Source organism: Spirillospora sp. NPDC052269, assembly GCF_040679435.1.
Taxonomy (GTDB): domain Bacteria; phylum Actinomycetota; class Actinomycetes; order Streptosporangiales; family Streptosporangiaceae; genus Spirillospora.
In genome coordinates this window covers 112,061-123,381 of record NZ_JBFAUU010000021.1, presented here as the reverse complement: position 1 = coordinate 123,381, position 11,321 = coordinate 112,061, and the positions used below count along the sequence as shown (strand labels likewise).

Sequence of the window (11,321 nt, the reverse complement as noted above, 5' to 3'; positions counted from 1 at the left end):
TCGGCCCGTCGGGCGGCGCCCGACCAGAAGCGGCCCGGCGGCGGGCATCGTCCATCAGTACCTTTTGTCTGAGTTGACGAAGTGAGGTGGGAATGACCGAGATCATGCATATGCCGACGATGACGGTCGTCGGCGGCCCGTCCACGACCCCGTCGACGGCTCGCCGCGTGATCACAGAGGGTGTGGTCTGGAGCGGGATCGGCGGCGTCATGGCAGGCGGATTCGCCATCGAGGCGGCGAAGTCGGTGATGACGCACGCTCCGGCCGGACGCTGGGGGTTCGTTCTCGCCTTCCTCACCGGACTCGTCTTCATGCTGGTCGGTGCCCGACTGCGCGTCCGCGCGTCGGCCAAGACCCGGATCGGACTCGTCGTCACCGCGTCCGACTCCGGACGCGGTGCCGCACGAGCCGACTCGCTCGAGAACAAAGCCATCGAGTACAGCCAGATAGCCTTCTCGATCACGGTGCGAACCCACCTCAAGCTCCCCGAGACCCGCCCCTGGCCAAAAGCGGGCATCGATGCCCTTGCAGACGAGACCATCGCGGCGGCCGGAATCGCAGAGCGGCTGGTCAGTGGTGCTGCCAGCATCAACCTGATCCCGACCATGCCGCTGCCGGCCGGCTTCCGGTTCGGCGCGCGGCTCGGGCACACCCACTCCCGCGAGGTCACGATCCACGCGATTCGCCAGCACGACGGCAGCCCGTCCCACTTCCCGGCCACCACCCTCCGGGAGAGCCCACTCACCGCAGAACTCCTCATCGTGGAGCCGCTGGAGCCCATCGCCAGCGGCGACCCGTCACGCACGGCGCTCGCCATCGATCTACAGAACCTTGGCGCCGACTTCGTCCAGCCCGTCCACGCCGCCTGCCGCGACCACGGATTCGGCAACCTCCTGCTCCTGCGCCGAAAGACCATCGGCCCTCTGGACGAGAACAAAGAGACCTACACCGCGATCGTGGAACAAATCTGCCGAGCATGGAGCGACGCCGCCCTACCGGCCGCAGCCCGCACCGGACACCACGCCGCCTTCCTCACCGGACCGGTCGCCATCTCCATAGCCCTCGGCGCCCGCCTGGCCCACGTCCAACCCGACCGCTGGACGGCCTTCACATATGACAACACCTCCAACACCTACGAGCCCTTCCCCGATGACACCGCCTGAGCCGCAGGGGCAGCACTGACCCCAGACTGGGAAGCCCCGTTGGGCGCTGGTCAAGTTGTGAATCCTGCACGGGCAAGGAAAACGGCCTGGACGAGCATTGTCGGGAACCAGTTCCGACGTCACGGCAGGGCCATGAGGACGTCCAGAGCGCGCCGAGGCGACGGATCCCACCCACAGGTCGCGAACCCGCACAGGCCCTCCGAGCCGCACTGGGATCAGATCCACCCACACAACATCGCGATCCCTTGCAGGGGCGATGAGGACATGCGCGGGCCGGTAGAAATCGGCGGCCCGCAGCAGCGTGTTGAACCCTCGCAGGGGCGATGAGGACCAGATGTGGGCCGTCCACGAACGCGGCACCGAGCCCGAGGTGCGAACCCTCGCAGGGGCGATGAGGACGAGCTATTCGCGAATCCAGCGTGGCCGGATGGCTGCGTTGCGAACCCTCGCAGGGGCGATGAGGACCCGTCCGCGATGTCTCGGCTGGCGCCGACGGGTGCCGCGGTTGCGAACCCTCGCAGGGGCGATGAGGACCCCAGAGTAAAGCTGCAGGTGCATCGAGGGAAGGGAGAGCTGCCGGAAACGGATTCTTCAGCGATCCGTCGGTTGTGCTGTCGATCCCGGCGTGTCGCTGAAGACTGCTTGATCAACTTGCTGTTGGCCGTTCGGATGGTTGTGAGGCTACAGGGTGCCGATGGAGGAGGGTTTGGTCGACGTGGAGCCTCCTCACCGGGTCATGAGGGCCATCACGTTCGATAGTGCCTCCAGCACCTATGGGCCCTTCCCCTTTGAACCTCCTATGCACGGGACTCGGGAAGGCCACAGCGCGGCTCGCCAGCGTTTCGTGGTGAAACCCCCTGCGGGGGGATAAGGACCCGGGTGCTGGATGAGAACGACGTGAAGGTCCTGTGGGCTGCAACCTGCGTGATCGCAGGTGGGTGCATCTCGTCCTGAGTGACGCATTTACTCAGCTCAAGGAGCTTGTGAGCTGGATGGATCAGATATTGCGATGGAGTTGGATCCCTGCGTCGTACCGGACCACACTGCAAGATTCCCGCCTGGCAAGGAGACGAATTTCCAGGGTCCTGGGCCCGTGGCCTGCCAGGCTTCGAAGGCTGGATCGGCCGGGCAGTTCAGATGTAGCCCGTTGTCGAAGACCAGTCTCAGCGCGCCGCTCTTGAAGGCCACGGCGGACTGAATCCGGGTGCCGAACAGATGGAGGGCATCCGCAACGGCTTGCTGCTCGGGATCGAGAGGGGTGGCATCGATGCCTGGAGCCGTCCTGGGCCCTGACGATAGCCATGCCGGTGCTTCGAGCACGACCTCGACATCGGATTCAAGGAGGAGCGACAACCGGTGATCGACGCAGATCCGTGTCACCACAAGATCGCGGTAGCCCAGAACCCAATGATCTTCGTGCTCCACTGGCCAGGAAGAAACGCTCATCCCCGAACTTTGGCAGGCCCTATGGCCCATGCGCGAGCCCGCGAGATGCGCCCTTCGCAAGGGCATGGTGTTGATCAAATTGTGAGTGCGTAGCTGTCTTGGTGGCGAGCCTGGTGCCTGCGACGTGGTTCGCATTCGAGGTGGAAGGTCCAGTAGGCGTCCAGGTCGCCGTTGCTGATGACCGCGCGGAGTCTGAGGACGGCCTCGGCTCCGGCCAGCCCCCAGCGGGCGCCGGTGATCTCCAACCTGTCACCGATCAGATGACGTGCGGTGCCTTCGACCACGCCGGTGGCGATCGGCCAACCGGCCTCCAACGCTCGGTTGTGGTGCAGGAACTTGCGGTGGCGGGCCAGGTAGCCGACAACGGTCTCCAAACCGTCCCGCCGGTCAGGAGGAAGGGCGGCAGCGCGGAGTGCATGTCGATGATGACCTGGTCGGTGTTGCCGGCCAGCATGCCCAGCGCCCAGGTCGCCACTTGTTGTTCGGCGGCCGGGTCGGAGGATGCAGGCAGCGGGCGGCGCGCCAGCAGTACTCCAACACATGGATCAGGTCGTAGACGATGTGGATCGTGGTGCTGCGGCGGGCCGCCTCGGCCTGGAGCAGACGAATCTGGTGCGGATCGCCGTCCACCAGCACCACCCAGGCCCGGGAGTGGCTGGGGTCGCGCGACAGGGACAGGCGAACATCCTCACGTTGCGACCCTCGCAGGGGCGATGAGGACGGGTCTCGTTCGGGCTGGCGGGTGCGGTGACGCACAGTTGCGAACCCTCGTAGGGGCGATGAGGACGGGTCTCGTTCGGGCTGGCGGGTGCGGTGACGCACAGTTGCGAACCCTCGTAGGGGCGATGAGGACCAAGATCCCGAAGCCGGACTGCCAGTTGGCGACCCCGCGTTGCGAACCCTCGTAGGGGCGATGAGGACCCCAGAGTAAAGCTGCAGGTGCGTGGTGGGAAGGGGAGTCCGTCGGAACCGGATTCTTCAGCGAACCGCCGGTTGTGCTGTCGAGCCCGGTGAGTCGCTGAAACTGCTTGATCAACTCGCTGTCGGCCGTTCGGGTGGTTGAGACCACAAAATGCCGGTAGAGCCCTCGGAGCCCGCCTGGCCCATGTCCAGCCGACCGCTGGACGGCCTCCACTTTCACAACACCTCCAACACCTATGAGTCCTTCCCCAGCGCCACCACCTGAGCCGCAGAGGCGGCGAGGATTTAGAGCCTGGAAGGGGGCCGGCAGTGGTCAAGTTGCCAACCTCGCACAGACGATGAGGACGGCCTAAGGCCGGGACGAGCATTGCCGGAACTTGCTGCGAAGGCCCGTGAGGCGGTGAGTGCCTGCGGCCAGGATCTCGGACACCTGGACCGAAACACGCGTGTGAACCCTCGCAGGGCGATGAGGACCGTCCCGCCACATGATGCTCTTGCCTAGGAGGGTGTTGCGAACCCTCGCGGGGCGATGAGGGCGAGTCCAGGCCGGATCTCGCCGGAAATCCGGCCAGGTTTGTGGTCCCGGTGGGCTCTGTCTGGGCGGGTGGTCTCGAGGCGGGGCGGCTGTGGCTGCGCGGGAGGCCGGATGCGGACAGGTGGGGGCCTGATCGAGTTTGGTGAAGGGGCGCCTCGTGGGGCTTGGGGACCGTAATGTCCCGGACGCGGAGAGGAGTCGGGTGGCTTCTCACGTGGTCTGACGGGAGTCGTCCATCTGTACTTTTCGCCGGGTCAAGGTGCCGGGCGGTTGTGGTGGACGAGGAAGGGCGGGGTGGGATGCGTTTGCGGTTGGACTTCCACACGGGGGCTCCGGAGTTGCCCTGGGACGACGTGGTCGCTCCTGGGAGGGCCGTGCTGTACGCGCTGCTGGAACGTGGGGCGCCTGAGTTGGCCCATGCTCTTCACGAGAACGGTTGGGGGCCGCATGGGCTGGTTCCGTTCGGCTATGGCGCTCCGGTCTTTCCTGCTGCGCGTCGGCGCAAGGGGGTCTATGCCACCGATGGTCCTGGGGTTCTGGAGTTCGGGAGTCCGCTGATCGCGATGGTCGAGGGGTGGGCGGCCGCGCTGGCGTCGGTGCCTGTGCTGGCGTGGGGGGCGACCGCGTTCATCGTCGACAAGGTCGAGCCGGTCGAGGCGCCGCGGTTCGAGACCGGGAAGGCCATCTTCCGGACGGTGACGCCGGTGGTGATGAAGAGCTCGGGGCGTGACGCGTCCGGTGATCGTGCGCGTCGGAGCGCGTGGTGCCTTCCGGGGGAGCCCGAGTGGGACGTGTACATGCAGAACAACCTGCGGCGTAAGGCGGCGACCCTGGGGTTGGATCCGGAGGTCACCCTGGAGCACGTCGGGTGGGTCGGACGGAAGCGTTCGTTCGCCGTGGGGAGCGCCGGGGGCGGGAAGAAGCCCGGAGCGTGTGTCGAGGTCATGGTGTCCGGTGCGCCGGAGACGCTGTCGGCGCTGCATTCCTGGGGGCTGGGGCAGGCCAACAGCGCGGGGATGGGCTGGATCGGTGCCTGACGCCGTATCGGGCGTCCTGCGATCGGGGGATCGGGATGGAGGCGGCCACCCGCGGTCCTTGGTGCTGACCGCGAGCCCGTTGCAGCGAGTGGGGGCGTTCGCGTTGGCCGTCCTGGCTGAGGTGGAGCATCCCCACGAGGTGTCGGGTGACGTCCTGCGCAGGGTCGTCGAGAAGATGACGAGCCATCTCGTGGGAACGGTCAGGGTGGCGAAGGCGGCTGATCTCGGTGGGTTCTGGCTTGGGGCCAGCTACCTGCTCTGGCCGAACTCGAAGCTGAATCCGACCGCGCGCAGGAGGCAGTCTCCTTCGGAACGGGAGAGGCTGATCCGCGAATGGCGTGCGTGGCCGGAGCAGGCGGGGTGGCCGGGAGAGCCGTGCGCGTACTGCGGCCGGGCTGCCTGTGACTGGTACGGGAAGGTCGACATACCGCTCGGAGCGAGCGTCGCGCATCGCAACACCACCGCGCCGGGCCATGAGGGGACGCCGCTGTGCTACCCCTGCGTCGCCAGTCTCTGGGCGTTTCCGTACGGGGCGTCGCTGTCGGGTGGCAGGGCCGCGCTGATGCATTCCTGGGACGACGCGTTCCTGGCGAAGATGACCGCGGCGACGGTGGGGCAGACCTTGCGGGACGCTTCTGCCGGAGCGTCCAAGGGAGCGAAGCCCGGCTGGTACGCGCGGGAGTTGTGGGTGCTGCGCGCGGTCCGCGCCTACAGCAGGCGGATCACCTCCGGCGTGGAGCTGATCGTGTTGTCCAACGCCAACAAGGAACAGCTGTTCGCCGTCCAGGAACTGAGCCGGCCCGTCGCCGAATGGCTCCGGTCCACCAACAGGGACTCGAAGCGCCGCGCCGGATATCCGGTGTTGGTCGCGACCCAGGGGACCAAGGACGTTCCGGGAGAGGCGCTCCTGGCCAAGCGGGTGTTCGCCCAGCCGGCGCAGGTCCTGGGCGTCGCGGTCGGAAACGTCATGAGCCGGGTCTCCGGGGCCGGGCTCGTTCCTGCCGAGGCGGCGGTGCTGGCCCCGCTCTTGTACTCCTACTGCCGCGAGGTGCTGACCATGGACGACAAGGACGTCGAACGGATCAGGGAACTGGCGCGGCGGGTGGCCGCGCTGCTGGCCCAGGACGGCCGTCCCGGCCCGTTCCGCGACTTCATCCGCGCCAACGGCAAGGGCGGGAACCTGTACGGCTGGTTCCGTTCCAAGGGCGTGGACTGGCTGCTCTTCCCCCGCCCCAAGGACACCTCGCCGGTGCTGCTGCCGGTGCAGGAGTACCGGTTGCTGTTCGAGGACGAGCGGTCCTGGTCCTGGCGCCGGTTGCTGGTCTTCGCGGTCCTGGAGGCGCTGGCCGAGGCGGGTTGGGAGCCGACGGGCTCGCAGGAGGAACTCCAAGAGATCAAGGACCTGGCGGACGCCGTCGGCGGCGACCAGGAGGAAGGGACGGAACAGTGACGTTCCTGGTGGGACAGCAGATCCTGCAGATCAAGGCCGGGGCGCCCAACAACGGGCGGGGCGAGGACAACCGCGGCATGGTCAAGCAGTTCACGGTCGGTCGCGGGGACAAGTACCCCTATGTGTCGGCGCAGGCGGGCCGCCGGTGGCTGCGCGACAGCCTTCCGCTCGGCGAGTCGACCTCACCGGTGATCCGCAGCGGGGAGGGCAAGAAACAGCAGGCGTACACTCAGGGCCGCCCCGACCTGTACCTGGACGACGACCTGTTCGGCTACATGATCGCGGTCAAGGCGGACGGGACGGGCGCGAAGAAGGGCGAGTCGAGGACGTTCATGCGCGACACGGTCCTGGCGACCGGCACGCTCGTCTCGGTCGTTCCGAGCAGGCCGGTCATGGACTTCGGGACCATGAGCCGCGACTTCGAGCCCGGGACCCACCCCGTCATCCACGAGCACGAGATGTACACCGCGGACCTGGCCGGCGACCTGCTGCTGGACCTACCGCGTGTCGGCACCTTCGAGACCGGTGGCAGGACCACCAAGGCGGCGCTGCCCGGCGGTCTGGCGGACGACGTGGTCGCGAAGGGCGGCAGCGAGGTCGTGCTGCGCGACGTGCGGTGCGTGCGCCTGCCGATCGAGGAGCGGCGCCGCCGGGTCGGGGTCCTGCTGAGGACGATGGCGATGGTCAAGGGCGGTGCCAAGCAGGCGTCCCACTACGGCGACCGCACGCCCGGCCTGGTGATCCTCGCTCCGATCAAGGGCGGAACGAACCCGTTCACCAGGGTCGTCCGGGAGCGTGAGAAGGCGACGTACGTCGACGTCGACGTCCTGCGCGAGGAGATCGGGGCCTGGGCGGACGAGTTGGACGGGCCGGTTCGGATCGGCTGGGCGCCAGGTTTCCTCGGCAGCCAGCGTGAGCGGGCCGCCGCGGACCTCGCCGACCTGGTCAAGGAGGAGAGGCTGATCCTCGGCCATCCCCGGACCGTCCTGAACACCCTGGCCGGCGAGATCGAGCACGGCGACCACGACCCCTGGTTCGATGACCCGCGATAGCGAACCCCAATCGTCGTCCGCGTCGTCCCCGTCATCCAACGTCGTCCACGCCCTCCGCGTCCGTGTCGTGCGCGTTCGTGTCGTCCGCGAGGAGCATCGCCATGCCCGAGGCCTTGGAACTGACCGCCACCGCGCGGGTCGTCAGTTTCCGCAACCCTCTCTACGACGGGCTGCAAGTGGGGTTGCCCTGCCCGCCGCCGTCCACCGTCGGGGGACTGCTCGCCGCTGCCGCCGGAGGATGGGACCGCGTCCCCCTCCGCACCCGCTTCGGCATGACCTTCCACGCCGCCGGAACGGGCACTGACCTGGAGACCTATCACCCGCTCGGTATCCCCGGGTCCCCTGCCAGCGCCACCATCAAGGACCGCGATTTCCTGGCCCACGTCACGCTGACGGTCTGGCTCACCGAAGACATCGACCTGTGGGCGCGTGCCCTTCGCCGTCCGATCTGGCCACTGCGACTCGGCAGGAGTCAGGACCTGGTGGCCACCACCACCCGCCGCGTCGAGCTGACCACGTCCGGCGGACGGCAGGGGCACGCCCTCGTCCCCCTCGATCTGCCGGGATCCGCCGGTACGGCGATGCGGCTGACGACCGTCATCTCCGACGACCGCACCCGTTTCACCTGGGATTCCTACCGGCACGCGGCGGCGGGGACGCGGGCCGAAATCGAGTCCGGGCTCGCCACTCGGGACGGGCAGGCCGTCGTGATGCTCCCGCCCGTCCATCCGGACCAACTGGCCCTCGCCACCTGAACCCGCGGAGCGTCATCGTCGTGAAGGACCTGCGTGCGAAGAGCTCCAGCACACCTGGTGTGCCTGGTGAGCTGCTGACCGACCACTCGCTCAACACCCTGAAAGCCGTACTGGCGGTCCGAGCCCGGATCGGCGACATTCCGGGGATGCCGGCCGAGTTCTGGACATGGGCGGCGGTCGCCGCGCTGCTCCACGACACCGGCAAGCTGCCGGACGGATTCCAGCGGATGATCGGCAATGTTTCCCGGCAGGCGCCGACTCCCTGGGGTGAACGACACGAGGTGCTGTCTCTCGGCTTCGTGGACCTCCTGCTCGCCGACCTGCCGTCCACAGAGCGCGAATGGGTCGCGGCGGTGGTGGCGGGGCATCACCGCCCGTTCACGTCCGGTCTCAACGGCTCGTCCAAGCTGCCGCTGCTCACGCAGTACGGCGACGACCAGCCGCAGGACTTCGCCGACAAGTTCATGCCCGCCGACCCGGACCGCCTTGCCGGTCTTGTGGAGTGGTTGCATGCCACAGGCCACCGGCACGGGCTGCCCTTTCCCGAAATCGCACCTCGGGCGGACGTCCGGCAACTGACAGACGCTGCCCATCGCCTCTTCCAAGACGTCATGGACCGATGGGAATGGGCGCTTTCACCTCATGATGGCCGCGGCACGACCGCCGTCCTGTTGCTGGGCGCCGTCACCATGGCCGATCACCTGTCCTCAGCGCACGCGCCTCTGGACACCGAGCATCCACTGGACGAGACCTATTCGGCCCGGCTGGCAGAACGGCTCTCCGCTCGAGGCCACGCGCTGCGCCCGCAACAGTTGGAGGCCTCCAGGACCATAGGCAACCTGCTGCTGCGCTCCTGGACCGGGAGCGGCAAGACCGAGGCCGTCCTTCTGTGGGCGAGCACCCAGATCGGTGACCTGGCTGCCCGTACGAACGGCAACCCTCGCGTCTTCTACCTGCTGCCCTACCTGGCCAGCATCAACGCCATGACCCGACGCCTCGGCGACGACCTGCACGCACCCGACGGAATCGGCGTCGCCCACTCCAAAGCGGCCTCGTACCATCTCGCGCGGTCCCTCGCCGACGGCTGTGCCGGTGACGATGCCGACCCGACTGACCCGGCCGACCCGGCCGATGCGGCCGATGCGGCCGATGCGGCGATCAAGGCCCATTCCCGCGCGGAGGCGACGAAGAACTTCCGGGAGCTCCTGCGCGTCGGCACCCCGTACCAGGTTCTGCGGGGCGCGCTGGCGGGGCCCGCGCACTCCGGCATCCTCGTCGACAGCGCGAACTCGATCTTCATCCTGGACGAGTTGCACGCCTACGACGCCCGCCGCCTCGGCATGATCCTCGCCATCATGGGCTTCTGGCACCGACTCGGTGGACGCGTCGCCGTGCTCTCCGCGACCATGCCCACGGCACTCGCCGACTTGGTGACCCAGGCCCTCGACGGGCAGACGACCCTGGTCGAGCCCTCGCCGGCGAGCCCCGTGCCGATCCGCCATCGCCTCCGCGTCCGCCAGGACCACCTCGCCGACGAACCTTCTCTTGACGAGATACGCGAACGGCTCGCCGACGGCGGGTCCGTCCTCGTCGTCGCCAACAACGTCCGCGACGCGATCACCCTCTACGAGACCCTCGGGCCCTACTGCACCGAACTCCACGGCGAGGACTCCGCCCACCTGCTGCACTCGCGGTACCGCCGGATGGACCGGACCGCCATCGAGACGGCGATCCGGGAGCGCTTCGCGAGCGGGAAACCCCGCCGACCCGGCCTGCTGGTCGGAACCCAGGCCCTCGAGGTGTCCCTCGACCTGGACCTCGACGCCTGCCACACCTCGGCCGCGGACCTCGAAGCCCTCGTCCAGCGCTTCGGCAGAGCCAACCGGCTGGGAACGCTCGCCCCGGCGCCTGTGGTCGTCCACCAACCCGACTATCGGACCCGGCGTGGCGGAGGAGACGACCTCTGGGCGGACGGCGTCTACGAAGCCGAACCCACCCTGCTCGGCTGGGACATCCTCACCCGCCATGACGGGCGGACCATCGACGAGCAGGTCATCACCACGTGGCTCGACCAGATCTACACCAGCCCGTGGGGGCGGAAGTGGTCCCAGAGAGTCGAAGAGCACCGGTCCGACTTCGCCGACTCCTTCCTGGAATTCTCCCAACCCTTCGATGACCGCTCTCAGCTCAACGAGGCGTTCGACGAGCAATTCGACGGCATCGAGGCAGTGCTCGAAGAGGACTACGACAACTACAAATCCGCCCTGAAACTGGTGCCCGACCATGGCGCCGGCCGCCTGCATGCCGACCAGTACCTCATCCCGCTGCCCGCCTGGTGCAGGGGCCTCGGCGCCTACGACAAGCGCCTCAAGATCTGCATCATCGACGCCCAGTACGACCCCCGCCTGGGCCTGCGCGCCGTACATCGCGACGTGCAGCAGAAATACGAACCCGGTGAAATCCTTTGATCGATACCGACGACGTCGGCGGCGTCCACATCAAGTACCTGTATCACTGCCGTCGCCAACTCTGGCTCTACCTGCGCGGAATCCGGCCCGAACATCTGAGCGGGACGGTTCAACTCGGTGAGGCCGTCCACGAGACCTCATACGCCCGCAACAGCCCGGTGGACCTCGGCGCCGCCAAACTCGACTTCATCGACGGTCGGCACTGGGTCCACGAAGTCAAATCGTCCAGCCGTCCCACACCCGCCGACCAAGCTCAGGGCAGGCACTACTGCTACCGGCTCGAACAGGTCGGCATCGACGCCAAAGGCGCGATCCTGCACTACCCCAAGATTCGCCGCACCCATCGCCACCCCTACACGCCAGAGGCCGCGGACCAGGCACGAACCGACATCGCCGAAGTCATCGACGTCGGTGGCGCCCCCACCTCGCCTGCCCGCCTGGCGCGTTCTGCCTGCCGCGGATGCAGCTTCACCGACTACTGCTGGACGGAATGA

At 67.7% G+C, this 11,321-nt stretch carries 9 protein-coding genes; 7 read left to right on the top strand and 2 right to left on the bottom strand.

The genetic code is table 11. The features are described 5' to 3' along the window. Positions 1 to 92 precede the first annotated feature (92 nt). Positions 93 to 1,163 carry an SAVED domain-containing protein gene (locus AB0L06_RS35980; protein ID WP_500235652.1) on the top strand — a complete coding sequence of 357 codons (1,071 nt, stop codon included), beginning with the start codon at positions 93 to 95 and terminating at the stop codon, positions 1,161 to 1,163. A 972-nt stretch (positions 1,164 to 2,135) separates the two neighbouring features. Here the strand turns inward: AB0L06_RS35980 and AB0L06_RS35975 are convergent. Both AB0L06_RS35975 and AB0L06_RS35970 read right to left on the bottom strand, forming a co-directional pair. Then, entirely contained in the window at positions 2,136 to 2,609 is a 474-nt protein-coding gene (locus AB0L06_RS35975) for a DUF6188 family protein (protein ID WP_500235651.1), read from the bottom strand. 74 nt (positions 2,610 to 2,683) lie between these two features. Continuing rightward, entirely contained in the window at positions 2,684 to 2,983 is a 300-nt protein-coding gene (locus AB0L06_RS35970) for a hypothetical protein (protein ID WP_500235650.1), read from the bottom strand. A gap of 1,456 nt (positions 2,984 to 4,439) precedes the next feature. Between AB0L06_RS35970 and AB0L06_RS35965 the strand changes: the two genes are divergently transcribed. The 6 genes from AB0L06_RS35965 (at position 4,440) to AB0L06_RS35940 (ending at position 11,321) form a co-directional block, all read left to right on the top strand. Next, complete coding sequence (locus tag AB0L06_RS35965) at positions 4,440 to 5,102, top strand: CRISPR-associated endoribonuclease Cas6 (protein WP_500235649.1); 663 nt, start codon at positions 4,440 to 4,442, stop codon at positions 5,100 to 5,102. Positions 5,103 to 5,181: 79 nt separating this feature from the next. Next, complete coding sequence (locus AB0L06_RS35960; RefSeq protein WP_500235648.1) at positions 5,182 to 6,552, top strand: hypothetical protein; 1,371 nt, start codon at positions 5,182 to 5,184, stop codon at positions 6,550 to 6,552. Further along, positions 6,549 to 7,604, top strand: coding sequence for a type I-B CRISPR-associated protein Cas7/Cst2/DevR (cas7i, locus tag AB0L06_RS35955; protein WP_500235647.1), 1,056 nt, complete (start codon positions 6,549 to 6,551; stop codon positions 7,602 to 7,604). The genes AB0L06_RS35960 and cas7i overlap by 4 nt, the downstream gene beginning before the upstream one ends. 101 nt (positions 7,605 to 7,705) lie before the next feature. Further along, entirely contained in the window at positions 7,706 to 8,359 is a 654-nt protein-coding gene (cas5, locus tag AB0L06_RS35950; protein ID WP_500235646.1) for a CRISPR-associated protein Cas5, read from the top strand. A 20-nt stretch (positions 8,360 to 8,379) separates the two neighbouring features. After that, positions 8,380 to 10,827: a CRISPR-associated helicase Cas3' gene (gene cas3, locus AB0L06_RS35945; protein WP_500235645.1), complete on the top strand. Its 2,448-nt coding sequence runs from the start codon at positions 8,380 to 8,382 to the stop codon at positions 10,825 to 10,827. Continuing rightward, complete coding sequence (locus AB0L06_RS35940) at positions 10,824 to 11,321, top strand: CRISPR-associated protein Cas4 (RefSeq protein ID WP_500235644.1); 498 nt, start codon at positions 10,824 to 10,826, stop codon at positions 11,319 to 11,321. The genes cas3 and AB0L06_RS35940 overlap by 4 nt, the downstream gene beginning before the upstream one ends.

What these genes read in the sequence shown, in the direction of transcription:
- cas5 (WP_500235646.1), top strand. Translation starts at nt 7,706, where the DNA reads ATGCCCGAGGCCTTGGAACTGACCGCCACCGCGCGGGTCGTCAGTTTC.
- AB0L06_RS35980 (WP_500235652.1), top strand. Translation starts at nt 93, where the DNA reads ATGACCGAGATCATGCATATGCCGACGATGACGGTCGTCGGCGGCCCG.
- AB0L06_RS35975 (WP_500235651.1), bottom strand. Translation starts at nt 2,609, where the DNA reads ATGAGCGTTTCTTCCTGGCCAGTGGAGCACGAAGATCATTGGGTTCTG.